The 22078-nt window shown below is 72.3% G+C and carries 13 protein-coding genes, 1 tRNA gene and 1 riboswitch; of the genes, 8 read left to right on the forward strand and 6 right to left on the reverse strand.

What is annotated here, in order from left to right:
* Positions 1-233 precede the first annotated feature (233 nt).
* Complete coding sequence (locus ACP4J3_RS42455) at positions 234-3512, forward strand: S8 family serine peptidase (RefSeq protein ID WP_426542148.1); 3279 nt, start codon at positions 234-236, stop codon at positions 3510-3512.
* 73 nt (positions 3513-3585) lie between these two features.
* Here ACP4J3_RS42455 and ACP4J3_RS42460 read toward each other — a convergent pair whose 3' ends face one another.
* Positions 3586-4167 carry a GTP cyclohydrolase II gene (locus tag ACP4J3_RS42460; protein ID WP_426542150.1) on the reverse strand — a complete coding sequence of 194 codons (582 nt, stop codon included), beginning with the start codon at positions 4165-4167 and terminating at the stop codon, positions 3586-3588.
* Positions 4168-4298: 131 nt separating this feature from the next.
* On the reverse strand, positions 4299-4814 hold the full coding sequence (locus ACP4J3_RS42465) for a MarR family winged helix-turn-helix transcriptional regulator (RefSeq protein ID WP_426542152.1): 516 nt from the start codon (positions 4812-4814) through the stop codon (positions 4299-4301).
* Between the two features lie 66 nt (positions 4815-4880).
* Here ACP4J3_RS42465 and ACP4J3_RS42470 point away from each other — a divergent pair, with 66 nt between their 5' ends.
* The 5 genes from ACP4J3_RS42470 to ACP4J3_RS42490 all read left to right on the forward strand — a co-directional run bounded on the left by ACP4J3_RS42470 (position 4881) and on the right by ACP4J3_RS42490 (position 9870).
* A complete protein-coding gene (locus tag ACP4J3_RS42470) occupies positions 4881-6014 on the forward strand; it encodes a dihydrofolate reductase family protein (RefSeq protein ID WP_426542154.1) in 1134 nt (377 codons plus the stop codon).
* 87 nt (positions 6015-6101) lie between these two features.
* Positions 6102-6175 (forward strand) — tRNA-Met (locus ACP4J3_RS42475).
* A 112-nt stretch (positions 6176-6287) separates the two neighbouring features.
* Positions 6288-7373, forward strand: a complete 1086-nt coding sequence (locus tag ACP4J3_RS42480; protein ID WP_426542156.1) for a PP2C family protein-serine/threonine phosphatase — start codon at positions 6288-6290, stop codon at positions 7371-7373.
* 233 nt (positions 7374-7606) lie between these two features.
* Positions 7607-7763, forward strand: a riboswitch (cyclic di-AMP (ydaO/yuaA leader).
* A 12-nt stretch (positions 7764-7775) separates the two neighbouring features.
* Positions 7776-8801, forward strand: a complete 1026-nt coding sequence (locus ACP4J3_RS42485) for a M23 family metallopeptidase (protein WP_426542158.1) — start codon at positions 7776-7778, stop codon at positions 8799-8801.
* 124 nt (positions 8802-8925) lie between these two features.
* Complete coding sequence (locus ACP4J3_RS42490; RefSeq protein ID WP_426542160.1) at positions 8926-9870, forward strand: aldo/keto reductase; 945 nt, start codon at positions 8926-8928, stop codon at positions 9868-9870.
* A gap of 65 nt (positions 9871-9935) precedes the next feature.
* On the opposite strand, the gene ACP4J3_RS42495 is transcribed toward ACP4J3_RS42490, so the two are convergent.
* The 4 genes from ACP4J3_RS42495 to ACP4J3_RS42510 form a co-directional block, all read right to left on the reverse strand.
* Positions 9936-11252 carry a PrsW family intramembrane metalloprotease gene (locus tag ACP4J3_RS42495; protein WP_426542162.1) on the reverse strand — a complete coding sequence of 439 codons (1317 nt, stop codon included), beginning with the start codon at positions 11250-11252 and terminating at the stop codon, positions 9936-9938.
* Positions 11253-11309: 57 nt separating this feature from the next.
* Positions 11310-12164: a tRNA (guanosine(46)-N7)-methyltransferase TrmB gene (trmB, locus tag ACP4J3_RS42500; protein ID WP_426542164.1), complete on the reverse strand. Its 855-nt coding sequence runs from the start codon at positions 12162-12164 to the stop codon at positions 11310-11312.
* 371 nt (positions 12165-12535) lie between these two features.
* Positions 12536-13744: an L-2-hydroxyglutarate oxidase gene (gene lhgO, locus ACP4J3_RS42505; protein ID WP_426542166.1), complete on the reverse strand. Its 1209-nt coding sequence runs from the start codon at positions 13742-13744 to the stop codon at positions 12536-12538.
* A 139-nt stretch (positions 13745-13883) separates the two neighbouring features.
* The gene (locus tag ACP4J3_RS42510; protein WP_426542168.1) at positions 13884-15308 is read right to left on the reverse strand and encodes an MFS transporter; all 1425 of its coding nucleotides are present in this window, start codon (positions 15306-15308) and stop codon (positions 13884-13886) included.
* 771 nt (positions 15309-16079) lie between these two features.
* Here ACP4J3_RS42510 and ACP4J3_RS42515 point away from each other — a divergent pair.
* Together ACP4J3_RS42515 and ACP4J3_RS42520 are read left to right on the forward strand one after the other, a co-directional pair.
* Positions 16080-18173 (forward strand): asparagine synthase-related protein, encoded by a 2094-nt coding sequence (locus tag ACP4J3_RS42515; protein ID WP_426542170.1) that lies wholly within the window; start codon positions 16080-16082, stop codon positions 18171-18173.
* A gap of 514 nt (positions 18174-18687) precedes the next feature.
* Positions 18688-22065: an AfsR/SARP family transcriptional regulator gene (locus tag ACP4J3_RS42520; RefSeq protein WP_426542172.1), complete on the forward strand. Its 3378-nt coding sequence runs from the start codon at positions 18688-18690 to the stop codon at positions 22063-22065.
* Positions 22066-22078: the final 13 nt, after the last annotated feature.

Here is a 22078-nt window from a genome sequence, read left to right on the forward strand (position 1 = left end):
GCCCCCTCCCCTCCCTCCTCCCTCGCGGGAATGTCCAGAATCACACCGGTAAGTCCCCTGTGGCACATGGCGAGTTCCCGCCACTCCGCGATCTCCCCTCCGCGAACTATCAACAGAATTCGGTCCCTTGAGGAAAGCTGGACGATCATCCGGGATCTCATTCCGGACCGCGGCGGTCGAAGGTGCTCGATCCGGCCGCCGACGTCTATGTTCCTTCAGCACCAGGGATCACCATGCCCCCCACCCCCCACCCGGCCGCGATATCGGGCGCGAGAAGAGTCGCCCGGATCGCCGTGGCCGCAGGGCTCGTCGCCGCGCTCGCCGCGGCCGGCCCCATACCCATCGCCCTCGCCGCGGACGGCGCCCCCGCCCCCGCGGCCGACCCCGGCGTCAAGTCCGCCCACGACAAGCTCGGTTCGGACGACGCCGATCTCCTTGCCCAGGCCAAGGCGCAGCGCGTCAAGACCGTCACGATGATGATCGCCACGGCGCCGGGTCAGACCGAGAAGGTCGCCGAGCAGCTCGACGCGATCAAGGGCGGCTCGGTCGGCCGTACGTACGACAAGCTCGGCTACGTACGGGCCACCGTGCCGACCGGCAAGGCCGACTCGGCCATCGCCGGCGCCGCGAGGCTCTCCTCCGTGCAGGCCATCGACCTGCGGGAGGAGATACCCCTCGAACAGCCCAGCCTCGGCGGCGGCAAGTCGAAGGCCGCCGCGGCCACTTACCCCGGCCCGGACGAGAACACCCCCGCGAAGAATCCGTACAACCCGTCCTTCGAGACGGGCGCCGTCGACTTCGTGAAGAAGAACCCGAAGGCGGACGGGCGCGGCGTCACCATCGGCATCCTCGACACCGGCGTCGACCTCGCGAACCCCGCGCTGCAGAAGACCACCACCGGTGAGCGCAAGATCACCGACTGGGTGACCGCCACCGACCCGATCGTGGACGACGACGGCACCTGGCGGCCCATGACCACCTCGGTCTCCGGGCCGTCCTTCACCTACGGCGGCAAGAGCTGGAAGGCGCCCGAGGGCGCGTACCAGGTCAGCACCTTCGAGGAGTCCGTCACCGCGCAGGGCGTTGTCGAGGACGGCGACGCCGACGGTGACGTCAACCGCGACGGCGACACGACCGACGACTGGGGCGTGCTGTACGACGCCCAGGCCGGCACGGTCACCGTCGACGTCAACGACAACGGCGACTTCACCGACGACACCCCGATGAAGCCGTACAAGGACGGCCACCAGATCGGCCACTTCGGCACCGACGACCCGGCCACCGGCATCGCCGAGAGCCAGGACTTCGTCGTGCAGATCCGCAAGGACGTGCCGATGGACCCGCTGGGCGGCGACTGGGTCGGCAAGAAGGCCGACTTCGTCAACATCGGTCTCACCGCCGGCTCGCACGGCAGCCACGTGGCCGGCATCACCGCCGCCAACGGCATGCTCGGCGGCAAGCACATGAACGGCGCCGCCCCCGGCGCGAAGATCGTGTCGTCCCGGGCCTGCATCTTCGGCTCCGGCTGCACCAACGTCGCGATGACCGAGGGCATGATCGACCTCGTCGTCAACCGCGGCGTCGACATCGTCAACATGTCCATCGGCGGTCTGCCGCCCCTCAACGACGGCAACAACGCGGACGCCGAGCTGTACACGCGCCTGATCGACACCTACGGCGTCCAGCTCGTCCTGTCCGCCGGCAACTCCGGCCCCGGCGCCAACACCATCGAAGAACCCGGCCTCGCCGACAAGGTCATCTCGGTCGGCGCGGGCGTCTCCAAGGAGACCTTCGCCGCCAACTACGGCACCGGCGTGGCGAACAAGTACCAGCTGTTCAACTTCTCCTCGCGCGGCCCGCGTGAGGACGGCGGCTTCACGCCGACCGTCGTGGCCCCCGGCTCCGCGGTCAGCACGATCCCGGCCTGGATGCCCGGCTCGTCGCTCGCCGAGGCCGGCTGGAAGCTGCCCGCCGGCTACGCGATGTACCAGGGCACGTCGATGGCCTCCCCGCAGACGGCGGGCGCCGGCGCGCTGCTGCTGTCGGCGGCCAAGCAGAAGAAGATCGACCTCACCCCCGAGAAGCTGCGCACCGCGCTGACCTCGACCGCCCACCACATCAAGGGGCTCCAGGCGTACGAGGAGGGGGCCGGCCGAATCGACGTCGTCGCCGCCTGGAAGGCCGTCCAGGCTGGCGCCACCGCACACGACTACGCGGTGAAGGCCCCGGTCGACACCGCGCTCGACCAGTCGCTGAAGACGCCGGGCTTCGGCACCGGCCTCTACGACCGCGAGGGCGGCCTCAAGGCCGGGCAGAAGAAGTCGTACGACGTCACGATCACTCGTACGTCCGGCCCGGCCGGGTCGCTCCCGCACGTGCTGCGGCTGGCGAACAACAAGGCCCGCACCTTCTCGATCGCCGGCCCGCGGGTGGTGAACCTGCCGCTGAACAAGCCGGTGACCGTCAAGGTCCAGGCCGCGCCGAAGCACGCGGGGATCAAGAGCGCGATCCTGGTGGCCGACGACCCGCGCACGCCGGGCGTGGACAAGCAGATCCTGACGACCGTAGTGGTCTCCACGCCGGCCAAGTACACCTTCACCGCCTCCGGTTCGGTGCAGCGCAACAACTACAGGTCGTACTTCGTGACCGTCCCGGAGGGCACGAAGTCGCTGGAGGTCACGCTCGGCGGGCTGAAGGAGGGCAGCCGGACGTGGTTCAGCGCCATCACCCCGTGGGGCCTGCCCGCCTCCGACGACGACCCGGACACCACGGACATCGCCCGGTACGCCGACCCGGTGCCCGGCGTCTGGGAGATCGAGGTCGACGCGAGCCGTACGTCGGCGCCGCTCGACAACCCGTACAAGCTGAATGCGGCCGTCCTCGGCGCAGTCTTCGACCCGGAGCCGGTGACCGTGCCGGAGGCCAAGGTCGGCACGTCGGTCGGCGCCTCCTGGACGGTGACGAACAAGCTGGAGGCCGTGGACGGCACCCTGAAGGGCGGCGCGCTCGGCTCGTCGAAGACCGGGCGCCCGACCATCGCGGACGGTGCCACGCAGACCAGCACGATCGAGGTGCCGGAGGGCACCACGTCGCTGGACGTCGCCATCGGCAACGTCTCCGACGCGACCGCCGACCTCGACCTGACGGTCTACGACGCCCAGGGCGAGGTCGTCGGCCAGTCCGCGGACGGTGACTCGGAGGAGTCCGTCTCCCTCGCCGACCCGGCGGCCGGCAAGTACACCGTCGAGGTGCTCGGCTACGACGTCCCGTCGGGCTCGACCGAGTACGACTACCGGGACGTGTTCTTCTCCTCCGCGCTCGGCAAGGTCACCGTGGAGGAGCCGACGTCGCTGAAGCTCGGCACGGGCGACTCGGCGAAGGCGTCGGCGAGCATCGAGGTGGTGAGGACCGCGGCCGAGGGCCGTGAACTCGTCGGTGAGGTACGGCTGGTGAACGCGCGCGGCACGAGCGTGGGCGTCGGCAACGTGACGATCGAGAAGGTCACGTCGTAGGTCTCATCACGCAGTTGGGGCGGGTGTCCGATGCCGGACGCCCGCCCCTTCCGCTTGCCGTTTCCGCTCTCGGTCAGCCCGCGTTGAGCTCCGCGAGGTCGCCCAGCGGCAGCGTGTGCTGGGTCTGCAGGACCTTGGCGCGCAGGTAGCGGACGTTGTCGGGTGTGGCGAAGACGCCGGTGGGCACCCGGTCGCGGACCTCGATGCCGAGGGCGGTCAGCATCTGGGCGGCGGCGGTGTAGTCGCGGGCGTCCTCGGGCAGGCCGAGGGCGGCGTTCGCGGCGTAGGTGTCCAGGCCCTGGTCCTGGAGGGCGTACGCGTCGAGCTTGTTGTAGAGCCCGATGCCGCGGCCCTCCTGGCGCAGGTACAGCAGCACGCCGCCGCGTTCGGCGATGCGCTCGACGGCCTCGCGCAGCTGGGGGCCGCAGTCGCAGCGGGCCGAGCCGAAGACATCGCCGGTGAGGCATTCGGAGTGCAGGCGGACCAGCGGGGTGGTGCCGGGGGCCGGGTCGCCGAGGACGACGGCGATGTGCTCCAGGCCGTCGGCCAGACCGTGGAAGGTGACGAGTTCGGCGTCGGCGCGGTAGCCGTCCTGGAAGCGCAGCGGGACCCGGACACGGGCGCGCTGGGTGGCGGCAGCGGTGAAGTCGGGCATGCGGGTTCTCCGGGTTCCGTACGTGGGCTCGCTGCTTCAGATTTGAAGCAGATCCTCGTGCAGGACCCTACCCCATGCTTTAAATTTGAAGCAACAGGCTTGTCGCCCGCGTCACAGGCCGGACTCGTGCCTCACGAACAGGACTTGCCGGAGCGTCGTCGCCAGGGCGCGTCCTCGGCGGTGGCGTGCGCGTCGCCCCCCTGGAAACCCTCGTAGACGGCCGTGAAGATCTCCTCCAACTGCCCGACCTGCTCCGGGGTCAGCCGGTCGAAGAGCAGCGCCCGTACGGTCTCGACGTGACCCGGGGCCGTGCGTTCCAGGACGCGCATCCCTTCCTCGGTGAGCGCCGCGATGCTGCCGCGCTTGTCCCAGCGGCAGTCCTCGCGCCGGACCAGCCCGTCCTTCTCCAGGCGCGTCACGGCGTACGTCAGGCGGCTGCGGGTGATCTTCAGCCTTTCCGCGAGGTCGGTCATGCGCAACCGGCGCTCCGGGGTGTCGGACAGGTTGGCGAGGATGGAGTAATACAGGTGGGGCATGCCGGCTTCCTGCTGGAGCTGCCGATCCAGTGCGTCCTCCATGAGGGCGACGGAGGCGATGTAGGCGCGCCAGGCGCGCTGCTCCTCGGGGGTGAGCCAGCGAGTCGTCATGCGACCAGTGTAGGTTTGTTTCAAACTTTAACCAAGCCCGAGTCTGCCGAGCCGGAGAGCACGCCGATGCCGTCGTACCCCTACGTCCTGCTGTCCGCCGCCGTCTCCCTGGACGGCTACCTCGACGACACCACCCCCGAGCGCCTGCTGCTGTCCAGCCCGGCCGACTTCGACCGGGTCGACGAGGTGCGGGCGTCCGTGGACGCGATCCTGATCGGCGCCGGCACGATCCGGGCGGACAATCCGCGGCTGCTGGTGAACTCGGCTGAGCGGCGGGCGGCGCGGGTGGCTTCCGGCCGGCCGGAGTATCCGCTGAAGGTCACGGTCAGCGCGTCGGGCGAGCTGGATCCCGCGGCGAACTTCTGGCACACGGGCGGCGAGAAGATCGTCTATACGACGGAGAAGGGAGCGGAGCGGCTGCGGCGGGCGCCGGTCGCGGCGGATGTCGTGGCGCTGGGGCCGGAGCTGGACTGGCGCGGGCTGCTGACACATCTGCGCGAGGTGCGCGGGGTCGAGCGGCTGATGGTGGAGGGCGGCGGCACGATCCACACACAGCTTCTCCAGCAGGGGCTGGCGGACGAGGTGCAGCTCGTGCTGGCGCCGCTGTTCGTGGGGGATCCGCGGGCGCCGCGGCTGTTCGGGCCCGGGGGATATCAGGGCGGGCGGCTGCGGCTGCTGGAGACGCGGCGGATCGAGGACGTGGTGCTGATGCGCTACCGGCCGACCGCACCCGGCACCGGCGGTCTGCCCGCCGCCGCGGACCGGCACTGGCTGGCGCTGGCGTGCGAGCTGGCGGCACAGTGTCCGCCCTCGAAGACGGCGTTCAGCGTCGGGGCGGTGGTGGTGGCGGCCGACGGGACCGAGCTGGCGCGCGGGTACTCCAGGGAGGGCGGCGACCCGGTGGTGCACGCGGAGGAGGCGGCGCTGGCGAAGATCGCGCCGGGGGACCCGAGGCTGCGGTCCGCGACGGTGTACACCAGCCTGGAGCCGTGCACGCGGCGGGCGTCGCGGCCGGTGCCGTGTGCGGGGCTGATCCTCGCGGCGGGGGTGCGCCGGGTGGTGACGGCCTGGCGGGAGCCGGACACGTTCGTGGTGGGGGCCGACGGGAGCGGGGCGCTGGCGGGGGAGGGCGTGGAGGTGCTGGTGCTGCCGGAGTACGAGGGGCGGGCCAAGGAGCCGAACGCGCACCTGCTGCGCTGAGCAGGGGCCGTCGGACGGGCCGAGTTCGCAGGTCGGGGAAAGGCGTGTGCTTCGGGGGTCGCGGATGGCGTACTATGGAGTCACCGACGCGGGGTGGAGCAGCTCGGTAGCTCGCTGGGCTCATAACCCAGAGGTCGCAGGTTCAAATCCTGTCCCCGCTACTGAAGGCTCAGGGCCGGAACTGATCAGTTCAGTTCCGGCCCTGAGCGTTTCCGCTCCTCCGGTCGGCTGCCAGCACTCGCTCCCCGTCCCCGCTTCGGCAACCCTGGTGAGGTGGAGGAAGGGCGGATTTCACACGTACGCCGATTCGTCCGGCTGCTCCCCGCCCTGCTGATCGCGGCCGGAGCCGGGTACGAGCACGCCACGCCCACCCACTTCACCGGCGCCCCCTTCTTCACGGCCGCGCCCCTGGTCGCCGCCCCGCTCTACTCACTGCGCGGCACGGTGGTCACGGGTGCCGTGGCCGTCTCGCTGCTGTTGGTGCTGCGCATCGTGCACGGCGGCCTCGCGGGGGCCGGGGTGATCACCGAGCTGGTCACCGTGGCCGTCGTCTCCGTCCTCGCCGTCCTCATCAACCTTCTCGTCCGCCGCAGCGACGAACGCCTCGCCTCCGCCCGCGGGATCGCCGAGGCCGTCCAGCGCGCCGTACTGCCGGAACCCGCCGAGCGGATCGGTGGCTTCCAGATCGCGGCGCGGTACGAGGCGGCGCAGGAGGGCGCCTCCATCGGCGGTGATCTGTATGCCGTGCAGGACAGTCCGCACGGGGTGCGGCTGGTCGTGGGGGACGTGCGGGGCAAAGGGATCGGCGCGGTGGGGGCCGTCGCCGTCGTCATCGGCGCCTTTCGGGAGGCCGCCGAGCAGGAGGCCACCCTGGAGGCGGTCGCGCAGCGGCTGGAGCGGGCGCTGGCGCGGGAGCGGACCAGGCGGGACGGCGTCGACTCCTACGAGGGCTTCACCACCGTCGTGCTCGCCGAACTGCCGCACGGCGACGGCACCGTGCGGATCGTCAACCGCGGGCACCCGCCGCCCCTGCTGCTGTACGCGGACGGCACCGTATGCCCGCTGCCCGCCGCCGAACCGGCGCTGCCGCTCGGCATGAGCGAGCTCGGCGCCTGGCCCGACCGGGCCGACGAGGCCGGCTTCCCGGGCGGGGCGACGCTGCTGCTGTACACCGACGGGCTGTCCGAGGCGCGCGACGACAGCGGGCGGTTCTACGACCCCGAGGCCGGGCTCTCCGGTCGCGCCAACGCCCGGCGCGAGCCGGCCGCGCTGCTCGGGGTGCTCGCGGCACAGGTGCGCCGGCACTCCGGGGGCGGCATGGCGGACGACATGGCCCTCATGGCCGTACGACACCCCTGATCGTTGTGACCCGGGGTGACCGGGCGACCGCCCTCCGCATAACAACTGACATACCGTCAATACCTGTGTGACTCCTGAGCCCGAGCCAACTCGCCCGAATTAGACCGTTGGTGACCCGTAAGTCCAGGCGAAAATAGTTAATGATCAAGCGGAACAGCTTGGAATCCGCACCCCGCGTCTATTAACGTTCGATAACGCAGCGCGGTCGTCCCAGCCGTCACAAGAGGCGGCTCCGTGCGCACGCGCCGAGTCCCGCAAGGGAGCCGGGGAACCACCACCCTGGGGTGAATCGCGCGGATGCCGTCGTGAACCCACGACCGGTATACGCGCGTAGGAGACCTTCCTGCTCCGAACCCGTCAGCTAACCCGGTAGGCGAGAAGGAAGGAAAGGAGTACGCCCACGTGGCGTCCAACAGGCCTGCTACGCAAGCCCCGTTCGTGCCGAGTCAGCGCAGCACCGACACCTTCGGCTACGACCGCTACCGCACCGACGAGGGCCCGTTCGAGGAGTGGAACCCCACCGCGGAGTCCATTCGTCCCGCGCGTGGCAGGCACCGCGTCGGCAAGCAGCGCGGCGGGGGACTCGCCCGCAGCTCCACGGTTCTCGGCGTCGGCGTCATAGCCGCCGTCGGCGCGGGCGGTATGGCCAGCGCCCAGAGCGGCAAGCCGCCAGTCGCCATCACCATCCCCGACCTGCCCCTGATCTCCGACGACGACGAGGCTCCCGCCGAGGACGCCGGTACCGCGCTCAGCACCATGGGCGAGGCCACCGAGGAGACCACGCAGGGCACCTCCGACGCCGGCGAGGCGCTGCGCAGCCGGATCATCGCGCAGGCCGAGGTCCAGCAGGGCCAGATCGACAGCAAGGCCGTCGCGGACGCCGTCGCCGCCGCCGAGAAGGAGGCCGCCGAAGCGGCCGCCAAGGCGGAGAAGGAGGCCGAGGCCAAGGCCGCCGCCGCGAAGGCCGCCGCCGAGGAGGAGGCCCGCAAGAAGGCCGAGGCCGAGCGCCTGGCCGAACTGGCCAAGCAGTACACGCTGCCGACCTCCTCGTACACCATCACCTCGACCTTCGGGCAGGCCGGCGCCTACTGGTCCTCCGGCTACCACACGGGCCTGGACTTCGCCGCCCCCACGGGCACGCTGATCAAGGCGATCCACTCCGGCACGATCACCTTCGCCGGCTGGGACGGCTCGTACGGCTACAAGACCGTGCTCACCCTGGACGACGGCACCGAGCTGTGGTTCGCGCACCAGTCCTCGATCAGCGTCAGCGTGGGCCAGAAGGTCAACACCGGCGACGTCATCGGCCGCGTGGGCGCGACGGGCAACGTGACCGGCGCCCATCTGCACCTCGAGGTGCACCCCGGCGGCAGCTCCAACGGCATCGACCCGCTGGCGTGGCTGCGGGGCAAGGGCCTCACCCCCTGACGCACCCCCTCGACGGGCATCGACTTCCGATCCCCGGCGGTCCTGGCGGCGACCCCCCGACGTCGGGGCTGCCGGTTTTCGGTATGTGGAATACCGGCTTCTGACACGGAGGTTGGTGAAGAGCATGACTTCTCTGCGCAAGCTCGGCTCCTCCGACCTCGAGGTCCACCCGCTCTGCCTCGGCGGCAACGTCTTCGGCTGGACCGCCGATGAGGACCGGTCCTTCGCCGTACTCGACGCCTACGCGGCGGCGGGCGGCAACTTCATCGACACGGCGGACCAGTACTCCGCCTGGGTCGAGGGCAACGCCGGCGGCGAGTCCGAGACCATCATCGGCAAGTGGATGAAGGCGCGCGGCAACCGCTCCGACGTCGTGATCGCCACGAAGGTCAGCCGGCACCCCGACTTCCAGGGCCTGAGCGCGGCCAACATCAAGGCCGCCGCGGACGCCTCCCTGCGCCGCCTCGGCACCGATCACATCGACCTCTACTACACCCACTTCGACAAGCCGGAAGTACCGGTCGAGGAGATCATCGGCGCGCTGGACGAGCTGGTGAAGGCGGGCAAGGTGCGGCACATCGCCGCGTCCAACATCTCCGCCGAGCGCCTGGCGGCCTCCCTCGCCTTCTCCGACCGCGAGGGCCTCGCCCGGTACGTCGCCCTCCAGCCCCACTACAACCTGGTCTCCCGCGACACCTACGAGGGCGCCCTGCAGAACCTCGCCGAGCGCGAGGGCCTGGCGGCCGTCCCGTACTACGCCCTGGCGTCCGGCTTCCTCACGGGCAAGTACCGCACCGGTACGACGGTGGACAGCCCGCGCGCCCAGGGTGCCGCCAAGCACGCGGAGACCGAGCGGGGCCGGCGGGTGCTGGCCGCGCTGGAGGAGGTGGCCCGGTCCCACCGGGTCCCGGTGGCCACGGTGGCCCTGGCCTGGCTCGCGTCCCGGCCGACGGTCGCGGCCCCCATCGCGTCGGCGCGCACACCGGAACAACTGCCGGCGCTGCTGGGAGTGGCCGAGCTGACCCTGACGGACGAGGACCTGGACCGGCTGACGACGGCGTCGGCCTGACCTCGACGGCGCGGTCCGGCGGCGCCGAACCGTCAGGGGCCCGTGATCCCTACAGCCCGTGCTCCCTACGACCGGTACGGGTTGTACACGGGGTACGGCGCCGTCGGCTGAGAGCCGTGCCCGTAGGGCTGCCAGTGGGCGGGCGGCGCGTACCCGTACGCCGCCCAGGCCCGCGCGGCCACCGCGTGCTGCAGGGCCGGCCGCGCGAACTCCCGGCGCCCCCACAGCTCGTGCAGCAACTCCCGTTCCCGTACGACGAAGTCCGCGCCGGCCCGCCCACGGCGCCCCCGGCGCCGCAGGAACGCCAGCGACGTGGCGTACGCCTCGTACTGCGCCACGGACCGCGCAGCATCGCGCCCGCCACGGTGCCGCGCGTACTGCCGGGCCACCCGGCGGTCCCGCATCGAGCCCAGCGCGAACGGCTCGCCCGGCGCCAGCCACCCGGCGGCGACATAGGCGGGCAGCTCCTCGCGCACGGTCCGCAGCTCGCGCTGCCGGGTCCAGATCACCAGCCAGGTCAGCAGCCCGAACGCGGGCACCATGAAGGCCGCGTACACGGCGAAGAACCCGTACTCGCCGAAGGCGGCGGAGCCGTTCCACATGGCGTGCATGCCCATGGCGAGCAGCAGTCCGAGGAGGGGCAGCAGCACGCGCCGCACGTGCTGCCGGTCGCCGGACAGGGCGGCGATGCCGAAGCCGATGCCGGTCAGGACGGTGAAGAGCGGGTGTGCGAAGGGCGACATGATCACGCGGACGAAGAAGGTCGCCGCCGTGACGGAGGCGATGCCGCTGTCGCCGGAGAGCTGGTCGGTACCGAAGGCGGTGCCGAGGTAGAGGATGTTCTCGGTGAAGGCGAAACCGGTGGCGGTGACGCCCGCTATCACCACACCGTCGACGATCCCGGTGAAGTCCCGCCGTCGGAAGAGGAACACGAGCAGGACGGCCGCGGCCTTCGCCATCTCCTCCACGACGGGCGCTATGACGGTCGCGCCGAGGGTGTCCGCATGCGACGGATCGGCCGTCGCGGTCGCTATCCATCTGGTCGCGAAGCTGTTGGCGACGATCGCTATCAGCGCCGCCGCGCAGGCGCCCCAGGCGAAGGAGAACAGCAGATTGCGCCAGGGGCCCGGCTCGACCCGGTCCAGCCAGCGGAACGCGGCGACGAGCAGCGGTACGGGCAGCACGGCGAGCCCGAGCCCGACCAGGAACCCTTCGGTGCCGGTCTGCTCACGCACCAGGGCGAGGATGACCAGCCCGGAGAGCGCGAGCAGGGTGCTGAGCGCGCCGTACCGCACCCAGCGCTTCTGCCACCAGTGCGCGTGCCGCAGTGCGCCGCCGGCGGGACCGGTGGGGTGCGTCGGGTACGGGGGACAGGTGGCCACGGCATTGACCCTAACGCCGGTGGGGGGTTGCTGTCGGTGCTGTTCTTCTCGCTGCTCCTACCGCTGTACGCGGCGGAAGAGCAGGTCGTTCACCACATGACCCTTGTCCAGTCCCTGGCCCTCGAAACGAGTCAGCGGCCGGAACGGCGGACGGGGCGCGAAACCGCCGTCGGCCCGGGTGTTCTCGAAGTCGGGGTGCGCGGTCAGCACTTCGAGCATCTGTTCGGCGTACGGCTCCCAGTCGGTGGCGCAGTGCACCAGGGCGCCGGGCTTCAGCCGGGTCGCGGCCAGGCTGAGGAACTCGGGCTGGATGAGCCGCCGCTTGTGGTGGCGCTTCTTGGGCCAGGGGTCGGGGAAGTAGACGCGCAGCCCGTCGAGGGAGTCGGGGCCGAGCATCTCGCGCAGCAGGATGATGGCGTCGCCGTTGGCCACGCGGACGTTGGTGAGCCCGTCCTGGTCGGCGAGATTGAGCAGGTTTCCCTGGCCCGGGGTGTGCACGTCGACGGCGAGGATGTTGGTGTCGGGATCGGCGGCGGCCATCTGCGCGGTCGCCTCTCCCATTCCGAACCCGATCTCCAGCACGACCGGATTCCCGTTCCCGAACAGCTCGCCGAGATCGACGACGCTCCGCCCGTCGATGTCCAGCCCCCACTTGGGCCACAGCCGCTGCAGCGCGTCCGCCTGCCCCGCGGTCACCCTGCTCCGCCGGGGCTGAAAACTCCGAATCCGCCGCTCGAAGTGCGACCCGGCCGGATCGGCCTTGGGCCCGTCCGGAAACCGCGGCTCGCCCTTGGCCCGGGTATGCCGAAGGGAGACACCGCGAACATGGCCCACGGACTCACTCCGGGTCTCGGGCTGACCGGGGGTGGCGGCGGGCTGCGGGGCTTCGGGGGCGTTGAGGGAGTCAGACACAGTGAGGTCGATTTTACGGGGAGGACGAGGGGAGGGGGCCGGGGCCACTTCTCGGGAAGGCCGCTTCTTTGGGGGCCGCTTCTCGGGAGGGCTGCTTCTCGGGGCCGAGGGGCGGCCGAGGACGGGCTCTCACCATCCCCACCCCCCACCCACCCACAGGAACGGCCCCCTCAGCGCCGTCGGCCCCCCTCGGCGCCGGTCGGCGCGTTCCAGCCCGTCCGGCGTTTGAGGACAAGGCCACTTAAGGGCCGGAGCGGGGTCTGGGGCGGCAGCCCCAGCGGGGTCGAAGGGGCGGAGCCCCTGGAGGATGGGACGGGTAGGGGCGGCGGGGGCGAGAAAAACCCGGCGTCTGCCGCAGCGCAGCGCCCCGCTCACACCCCCTCCAACACCGCCAACGCCCGCCGAGCCACCTCCCGCCCGATCGGCAGCGAAGCCGTCGCCGCAGGACTAGGCGCGTTCAGCACATGCACCGCCCGCGCCCCCTCCCGTATCAGGAAGTCATCCACCAGCCCTCCGTCCCGCAGCACCGCCTGCGCCCGCACCCCCGCAGCCGCCGGCACCAGATCATCGGACGTCACCGCGGGCAGCAACCTGCGCACCGCCACCGTGAACGCCGCCCTGGACACCGACCGCCGCAGCTCCCCGGCCCCGTACCGCCAGTGCTGCCGCGCCATGCGCCACACCCCGGGCCACGCCACCGTCGTCCCGATCTCCTGCGGCCGTACGACACCCCACCCGTACCCCTCCCGGGCCAGCGCCGGCACCGCGTTCGGCCCGATGTGCACGCCGCCGTCGATCCCGCGCGTGAGGTGCACGCCGAGGAACGGGAACGCCGGATCCGGCACCGGATACACCAGCCCCCGCACCAGCTCGGGCCGCGCCAGCGAGTAGTACTCCCCCCGGAACGGCACGATCCGCACCTCCGGCTCGTCCCCCGTCATCCGGGCCACCTCGTCGCAGTACAGCCCGGCGCAGTTCACCAGCACCCGTCCCCGCACGACGTCCCCGCGCGCGGTCCGTACGGCCACCCCCAGCCCGGCCCGCCGGTCGACGCGCTCGACCTGTGCGCCGTACCGGATCTCCGCCCCCGACGCCTCGGCGAGCTGCCGGGCGACCCCGACGAAGTCGCACACGCCCGTCGTCCCGACGTGTATCGCGGCGAGCCCGCGCACCTCGGGCTCGTACTCCGCGATCTGCGTGGCGCCCAGCTCCCGTACCGGAATGCCGTTCTCCCGCCCGCGCTGCACCAGCGCGTGCAGCCTCGGCAGCTCCTCCCGCTCCGTCGCGACGATCAGCTTGCCGGTGACGGCGTGCGCGATGCCGTACTCCGCGCAGAACTTGACCATCTCGGCGGCGCCCCGCACCGCGTACCGCGCCTTCAGCGACCCCGGCCGGTAGTAGATCCCGCTGTGGATGACCCCGCTGTTGCGCCCCGTCTGGTGCCGGGCCGGGCCCGGCTCCTTCTCCAGCACGGTCACCCGTGTCCCCGGCGCGGCACGTGTGATCGCATACGCCGTGGACAGCCCGACGATCCCACCGCCGATGACGAGCACGTCACAGTCGTAAGCGAGCGTCCGCACCTGCCCCACCTCCCGGATTCGATAATGCACTGCACCACTGACAGTCACTTCAAACGCCGGGAACTTCGGCGCCCCGACCGGGGCGCGGGGCTGTGTCGATATGCGGACGCGTAAGGACCCGGCCCTCCGAGCGGAGCGCCTACGCCGGGGCCACCAGCAGCGGCCGTGCACGTTCCCGGAGCTCGACCACCCTCGGCTCGTCGCCGTACGGCTCCAGCCGGTGCAGCAGGTCCTTCACGTACTCCGTGGTGCGCGCGGACGATATCCGCCCCGCGACCTCCACCGCCCGCACGCCCTGCTCGCATGCCGCGTCGAGATTGCCCGACTCGAGCTCGGCGACGGCCGAGACGACGAGCCGCAGCCCGTGCGAGCGCACGAACTCCTCCGTCGGCTTCGACAGCGCCTGCTCGGTGAAGCGCCGTACCTGGCGCGGTGCCTTCAGGTCCCGGTAGCACTCGGCGGCGTCCGCGGCGAAGCGGTCGTAGGAGTAGAAGCCGAGCCAGGACGGGTCGCTGTCGCCCTCCCGGGAGCGCTCCAGCCAGCCCTCCGCCGCCTTCAGCGCCCCGCCGGCCGCCTGTGCGTCACCCGCGCGTGCGTGCGCGCGTGCCTCGACCAGGCGGAAGAAGCTCATGGTGCGGGCCGTGGCCAGGCCCCGGTTGCGTTCCAGTGCGGCCTGGGCGAGGTCGACGCCCTCGTCGCCGAAGCCCCGGTAGGTCGCCTGGAGCGACATCGACGCCAGCACGTACCCGCCGAGGGGGACGTCGGCCGCCGCGCGCGCGAGCCGCAGCGCCTGGATGTAGTACCGCTGGGCCGCCTCCTGTTGCCCGGTGTCGAAGGCCATCCACCCGGCGAGCCGGGTGAGTTCGGCGCTGGCCCCGAACAGGGCGCGCCCCACCTCGTCGGAGTACGAGCCGAGCAGCAGCGGCGCCGCCTCCACCCGCAGGCACTCGGGCACCATGGACGAACGCCAGTCGCCGCCTCCGTACTTGGAGTCCCAGCGCCTGGCGTCCTCGGCGGCCTCACGCAGCTTCTGTACGTCGCTGTGGCCGACTTTGAGCGGTGCGCCGGAGCCCTCGGACGGGCTCACCTCGCGCGCGACCGAGCTGTCGGCCGGGGTTATCAGCCATCGCGAGGCAGGCGTTGCGTATGCGCTCACTGCGAACGAACCGGCCAGCGACTGCCATATGCCGCCGGAGCCGGCGCGGCGTCCGGCGAGGTCGAGACGGTACAGCTCGGTCGCCGACTTCACCGCCTGTCCGACGTCCCGGGGGAAGGCGAGGCCCACTTCGGGTGCGGGGTCCGCGTCCGCCAGGCCGATCTCGTGGAGCGGCACCGGGCGGCCCAGCTTCTGGCCGATCGCGGCGGCGATGAGGTGCGGCGCGGCACCTTGCGGCACCATGCCTTTCGACACCCAGCGCGCCACCGACGTCTTGTCGTAGCGAAGAGTCAGGCCCCGCTGAGCGCCAAGGTCGTTGACGCGTCGGGCGAGTCCTGCGTTGCTGATTCCCGCGAGGGCGAGAACGGTGCCGAGCTTTTCGTTCGGCCCGCGTTGCTCCCTGGACATGCGCCACCCCTCGACACAGACGGCTGCCGCGCTGGCATAACCACGCGGCATTCGTAAACCCAGCGTAGTTCGCCGCATCCCAAGCGTTAAGGGGCATTGTTCCGGATGGCGGGATTGTGGTCCGTACTCAAATACGCGGCATGTACGCACAGTTGTGGCGTGCTCCCGTTGTGTGGCTGTGCGCCCGTCCGTGCGCTCTTCTCCAGCCATCGGGGGAGCGGTTCCATGACTCGTGCGTGGGTCGGCCCGCTGTACTGGATCCAGCGGGCTGGGGGATTCCGCCGCCTCCATCCCCGCGGGCGGCGGAACGGTCCGGGGGGCGCACTCCGTTCCCCGGACTGCGCGCGCAACGAGCACGGCGAGTAGTGCGGAGGGCTTGCACGGAGTGTGCGCGAGCCTGTCTCCACAACGCCGATTTGGCCGAAAATCGACCCTGCCTCTGCGGGGTAATTGCGGCTCTCACCACGGAACTTGAGGGCGCGCGGGGAGTTTTTAGGGAGCGTTCAGGGGGCGCATTCGCGCCGCAGCCGCAGCTCAACCGCCTTGTCTCCCTCGCACGGATCTCTCCGTCGCACCCCCTCGGATCCCCTTGCCCTACAGGGCTGTTGTCCGGGACTCAGGGTCGCGTGCCGCCTGGCGCGCGGGCGCCCGCGCGGGCGCGATTGCCCGATCCCGAGCCGCTCCGCCGCCGCTCCGGTGCGCGTCCTTCATGGCAGCATGGTGAACCGGTTCGTACGGTGCACTGGTTGTCCACAGCCTGTGGAGGCGTCCATGCGGTGGTTGGTGGGATGGAGCAGCACCGCCGCGGTGGCCGCCGGAATCGGCTCCGCGGGGGCCACCGGAAGCGACGGCGAGACCGTGCACCCGGTGGGGTCCCAACTCCTGTGGGGCGACCCCGATCCGCTGTGGGCGGTCGGCGACTGGCGCCCCGACGAGGTGCGCGTGGTGAAGGCCGACGCGCAGAACAGGATCGCGGTCCTCGGCACCTGCGGGGCGAGCGACGAACAACTGCGCCTCGGCCTGTTCGCCGCGCGCGGAGGGGCACTTCGCCATCTGACGGCCTGGTCCGGCAGCTACACGGCCGTCGTCCAGGTCGGCCGCCGGATCACGGTCTGCGGCGACCTGGCGGGCGCGCGGCCGGTGTTCTACACCCCCTGGGCGGACGGTACGGCCTACGCGACCGCCGCGCTCCCCCTCGCCGACCTCATCGAGGCCAACCTCGACTTCGGGCACCTGGCCGCCCTGCTCGCGGCCCCCGACGTACCGGCCGCCCTGCAGGACTCCACCCCGTACGACGGCGTACGGCGCATCCCGCCGGGGCATGCGCTGATCCTGCGCGCCGGGGCACGCGAGGTCGCCGGGTACGAGCCGGTCGCCTCGCTGGCGGTCGCGGCGCCGCCGGCCGATCCGGACAGCGCGGTGGACGCCGTACGCGACGCCCTGGTGGAGGCGGTGCGCGCGCGTCTGTCCGCGCCCCGCCACGTTCCCGACATCGACCCCGGTCCGGTGCCGGGGATGGGGCCGGCCGAGCGGCGGGCCGCGCGCGGGATGCCGGTTCCGGGCATCGGCGCGGACCTGTCCGGGGGCCCGGCCTCAGGCACATTGGCGTTGCTGGCCGCCGGCCTCCCGGGCATGCCGGGCACGGTGCTGGGGCACGGCACGGGCGCGGGAGAGCGGTTGCTGGCGGTGACCTTCAACGACCTGGCGGTCGGCGGCCGCGAGTCGGAGCTGGAACGCGCCGGCGCCCTGGCGGCCAACCCCCGCCTGCACCACGTCGTGGTGGCGGGCGGCGAGCAGACACTGCCGTACGCCGACCTGGACGGCCCCCTGACGGACGAGCCCGGCCCGAGCCTGGTGACGGCGGCACGTCACCGCGCCCGCCTGGCGTCGGGCAGCGCGGACCACTTCACCGGCTACGGCGCCCGCCAGGTCCTGGACGCCCACCCCGCGCGCCTGGCCGACCTCCTGATGGACCGCAAGCGCCGCCACCTGGTCCGCCCGGTCGCGGCCCTGGCAAAGGCGGACGGCTCGGTGCTGGTCCCCGCGCGCGTGTACGGCGCGGCGCGCAAGCTGGCCCGCACGCCGTACCGGACGGGCGTGGAGACGCTGGCCGACCGGTTGCTGCACCGTCGCTTCGAAGAGCCCGGAGGCGCGGTGGGGGCATCGCTCGCCGCGCTCACCTGGGCCAGACCGGGCCCGGCGGCACGCTGGCTGACCGGCGAGGCGCTGGCAGAAGTATCGGTTCGCCTTCAGACGGCGACGAGCCGCAACGGCGTAGGCCCCGGCCAGCGCCCGGGCGATCACCGCGCGCGTGCGGCCCTGGCCCGGCAAGCCGCGGACATCCGCATCCTGGAACAGGCCGCCGAGATCCGCTCCCAGCGCCTGCACACCCCCTTCCTCGACAACCAGGTCGTCCGCGCCTGCCGCGCCCTCCCGGAGGCCCTGCGCGTCCAGCCCGGCGCCCGTGCCGCGATCCTCCGTACGGTCCTGGAGGGCGCCGGAGTGGCCGACCTCCCGCCCGGCTGGGGCGCCCCCTCCCACGCACCGGCGGCGGTGGCGGCCCGCACCGGCCTCAGAGCGGCCACGGACTCCCTGATGTCCCTCTTCGGCACACCGCTGCTGGCGCAGGCCGGCCTGGTGGAGGCCCGAGTCGTCCGCAAGGCCCTCCGCGCGGCGGCCGAGGGCGAGCCCCTCCCCCTGGACGGCCTGGCCGACCTCGTCTCCCTGGAACTCTGGCTACACCGCCTACTGGCCCGCCGAGGCACCTGCTGGACCGGCACCCCCGCCCGCCAGCGCGCGGTACCGGCGGGGATCACGCCGCAGAGGGGGGTGCTGGGGGCCGGGGCGGTGGTTCGGCGGGGGTAGTGCGGTGATTTCGGCGGGGTAGTAGGGGGCGGGGGTGGCGTGCGCGGGCGGCGCCGACGGGTGGCTTTTGTCAGTGCTGGTGCGCGCTTCTCGGCTGGTGCGGTGTGTGAGGGCGAGGTGCCATGCCATCCCGAACCCCCACCCACCCGCTGGCGGCTATACGCCACCAACGGTGCTCCTCGATGCCGGCCCGCACCCTTCAGCCCGTCCGGCGCTTGAGGACGAGGCCCGTTCAGGGCCGAAGCGGGGTCTGGGGGCGCAGCCCCCAGGGGCCCGGGGTCGAAGGGGCGGAGCCCCTTCAGGATGGGACGGGTAGGGGCGGCGGGGGCGAGAACCATCCCGTCCCGCACCCGGCCGACCACAGCGACCATGCACGCACCTCACCCGCATGCACCTCACCCGCACGCACCCCTCCTGCCCGTACGCCGCCCGCCCGCCCCCACACCCCGCCACCCCGACCCGCCCCGACAAACCGCATGCCCCCGAATCCACCCCCCCCCGCGACAATGACCAGGTGCGGTACAGAATCCTGGGCGTCACCCAGGCAGAGGACGACCAGGGCACCGTCATACCCATTGGCGGCCCCCGCCTGCGCGCCCTGCTCACAGCCCTCGCCCTACGCCCCGGCCACGTCACTACCCTCCACACCTTGATCGACGAGGTCTGGGCCGGCGACCCGCCCCAGGACGCCCCCGCCGCCCTTCAGGCCCTCATCGCCCGCCTGCGCCGCGCGCTCGGCAAGGACACCGTCACCTCCGCCCCCGGCGGCTACCGCCTCACCGCGACGAAGGACGACGTGGACCTCTTCGCCTTCGAACGCCTCGTACACGAGGGCACCGCCGCCCTGGACCGCGACGACCCGTCCACCGCCGCCCACACCCTCACCTCCGCCCTCGCCCTGTGGCGCGGCCCGGCCCTGGCCGACCTCCCCGACCGCACCACCACCGCCACCCGCCCGGAGGCCCTCCGCCTGGAGGCGACCCGAGCCCGCATCGAGGCGAACCTACGACTGGGCCGCGCCCAAGCCGCCGTACCCGAGCTGAAGGAACTGACCGCGGCACACCCGTACGACGAGCCGCTCCACGCCCTCCTCATCCGCGCCCTGCGCGACACGGCCCGCCCGGCCGACGCCCTGGCCGCCTACGAAACCGCCCGCCGCACCCTGGCAGACGGCCTCGGCACGGACCCCGGCCCGGAACTCCGCGCCCTGCACACCGAGCTGCTGGCACGACCACCGCACCGGACGACCACCAACGCGACTCCCGATACGACCACCGACGCGAGCAGAGTCCCGCAACCTGATCCCCATCTCCATCTCCATCCCCATCCCCGCCCCCGCCCCCAACCCCCCGAACGCAACGGCAACCTCCGTCCCCGCCTTACCTCTTTCGTGGGCCGGGAACTCGAACTCGACGCCATCCGTTCCGAATTGCACAGGGCCCGACTGGTCACGCTCACCGGACCGGGCGGCTCTGGAAAGACCCGCCTCGCCGAGGAGGCCGCCGCCGGCCTGCCCCAGGCATGGCTCGTCGAGCTCGCCCCGCTCGACCGGCCGGAGGCGGTGCCAGGCGCGGTGGTCAGCGCGCTCGGTCTGCGCGAGACCGTGCTCATGACCAACGAGCTGACGGCCCCGCAGGACGACCCGCTCGCCCTGCTGATCGAGTACTGCGCCCCGCGCAGCCAACTCCTGATCCTTGACAACTGCGAACATGTCATCGGCGCCGCCGCCACCCTCGCCGAGACCCTCCTCACCCGCTGCCCAGGGCTCACGATCCTCGCCACCAGCCGTGAACCCCTCGGCGTCCCCGGCGAGTTGGTGCGCCCGGTCGAGCCCCTGCTCCCCGACCAGGCGCACCGCCTCTTCACGGAGCGCGCGGCCTCCGTCCGCCCCGACGCCGACGCCGTGCTGCGCGACCGGCGCGACCAGGAGGCCGTCGCGGAGATCTGCCGTCGCCTCGACGGACTTCCGCTCGCCATCGAGCTGGCGGCGGCCCGGCTACGGCTGCTCACGCCCCGCCAGATCGCCGACCGCCTCGACGACCGCTTCCGCCTCCTGACCTCCGGAAGCCGTACGGTCCTGCCCCGCCAGCAGACCCTGCGCGCCGTCGTCGACTGGTCCTGGGAGCTGCTCGACGAGCAGGAGCGGACGGTGCTGCGCGAGGTGTCCGTCTTCGCGGGCGGCTGGGACCTCACGGCGGCGGAGTCCGTGTGCACCGGGCCGACGACCGCGGACATCGTCGGCGCGCTCGTCGACAAGTCCCTGATCGTGGCCACCCCCTGCGAGCGGGACGGCTCCGACGGCATGCGCTACCGCATGCTGGAGACCATCCACGAGTACGCCGTGGAGCGCGCCGCCGAGGCCCCCGAGCTGCGCCTCGCGGCCGTGCACCGGCACCGCGCGTGGGTGCGCGCGATGGTCGAGGAGGCCGACCCGCGTCTGCGTTCCGCCGGTCAGCTCCCGTGGATCTCCCGCCTGGAGACCGAGCTGGACAACATCCGCGCCGCCCTCGACCGCGCCCTGACGGCGGGCGACGAGCCGGACGCCACGGCCATGGTCCTGGCCATGGGCTGGTTCTGGTGGCTGCGCAACTACCGCCACGAGGGGGCGACCTGGATCGACCGGACCCTGCGACTCGGCGCCGCCCTGGACGCGCTCGGGGCACCCCCGGACACCCCTGTCGACCCGGTCGACGCCTTCCTCGCCACCCCGGAGGAGGAGCCCTGCAACCCCCACGACACCCCGCGGATGAACCTCCGCATCCTGCATATCCTGCTCAAGTCCGAAACGGAGCCGATCGACGCGCACCTGGACGAGCGGACGCGGCGCTACCTGACCCGGGTGCAGGCCTTCTTCCGGCGCGGAGGCCCGCCGGCGGCGCGCCTGCCGGGCCTCGTGTGGCCGCTGCTCGCCTTCTTCCTGAGCAGTTCGCGGGACATCAGGGCCGACATGGACGTCGCCGTCGCCAACTGCCGTGCCCACGGCGGTGACTGGGAGGTCGGCACCCTGTTGATGTTCCGTACGCACATGGTCGTCGACTCACCCGGCGACCTGACAGGTGTCGACGACGACCTCGCCGAGATGCGGGTCCTCAGCCGCCGCGTCGGCGACCGCTGGATGCGGGCCCAGGTGTGCAGCGCGGCCGGTGAGGCGGCCATGTCGCGCAGCAGCCTCGAGGAGGCCAAGGGCGAGTACGAGGAAGCGCTGCGCCTGGCCTACGAGGTGGGCGGGTACGCCGAGATTCCGTTCCTGATCGCCCGGCTCGCCGAGATCGCCTACCGCTCGGACGAGCGTACGGCCGCGCTGGCCGCGCTGGACGAGGCGAGCGCCGCGGCCGACCGCTACGGCGTGACGGACTCACGGGCGTTCGTCCTGCTGTTGCGGGCCTCCATGGCGCTGGACGACGAGGACCCGGCACGCGCGCGTGAGATGTGCGAGGCGGCTCGCGTGGAGACCGCCCGCGGTACTCCACCGCCGCAGTTCATCGCGTTGCTGAACACCGTCGATGCCCTGGTCGTGACGGCCGAGTCGGGCCCGGAGCGTGGACTGCCCCGGCTGGCCGACGCGCTGCGCCTGGCCGTGGAGAACGGATGTGCCGATGTGATCACGGCATCCATCACCGACAGCGCGGCCGATGTGCTCGGCCGCCTCGGTGACCATCCGCGCGCGGTCCGTCTGCTCGCCGCCTCGGAGCACTGGCGCCGCGGCCATCCACGCCCGCTGCCGGAGCGCACGAGCGCCGAGCGGACCGAGGCCACCGCCCGCGCCGCCCTGGGCGTCGACCGGTTCGCCGCCGAGCACACCCGGGGAGCCGCCCTCACCCAGGACGACGTCCTGCGCGACGTGGCCGAGGCCGTGCGCGCCCTGCACGACCCCGCGAAACAGGCGCCGTGAACGGCCCCACGCC

The sequence above is a fragment of the Streptomyces sp. UG1 genome, from assembly GCF_049974585.1.
Classification (GTDB): domain Bacteria; phylum Actinomycetota; class Actinomycetes; order Streptomycetales; family Streptomycetaceae; genus Streptomyces.

Coding starts and splice junctions, on each gene's coding strand:
- ACP4J3_RS42470 (WP_426542154.1), top strand. CDS start 4,881: ATGCCGTCGTACCCCTACGTCCTGCTGTCCGCCGCCGTCTCCCTGGAC.
- ACP4J3_RS42515 (WP_426542170.1), top strand. CDS start 16,080: ATGCGGTGGTTGGTGGGATGGAGCAGCACCGCCGCGGTGGCCGCCGGA.
- ACP4J3_RS42455 (WP_426542148.1), top strand. CDS start 234: ATGCCCCCCACCCCCCACCCGGCCGCGATATCGGGCGCGAGAAGAGTC.
- ACP4J3_RS42490 (WP_426542160.1), top strand. CDS start 8,926: ATGACTTCTCTGCGCAAGCTCGGCTCCTCCGACCTCGAGGTCCACCCG.
- ACP4J3_RS42465 (WP_426542152.1), bottom strand. CDS start 4,814: ATGACGACTCGCTGGCTCACCCCCGAGGAGCAGCGCGCCTGGCGCGCC.
- ACP4J3_RS42460 (WP_426542150.1), bottom strand. CDS start 4,167: ATGCCCGACTTCACCGCTGCCGCCACCCAGCGCGCCCGTGTCCGGGTC.
- ACP4J3_RS42510 (WP_426542168.1), bottom strand. CDS start 15,308: ATGTCCAGGGAGCAACGCGGGCCGAACGAAAAGCTCGGCACCGTTCTC.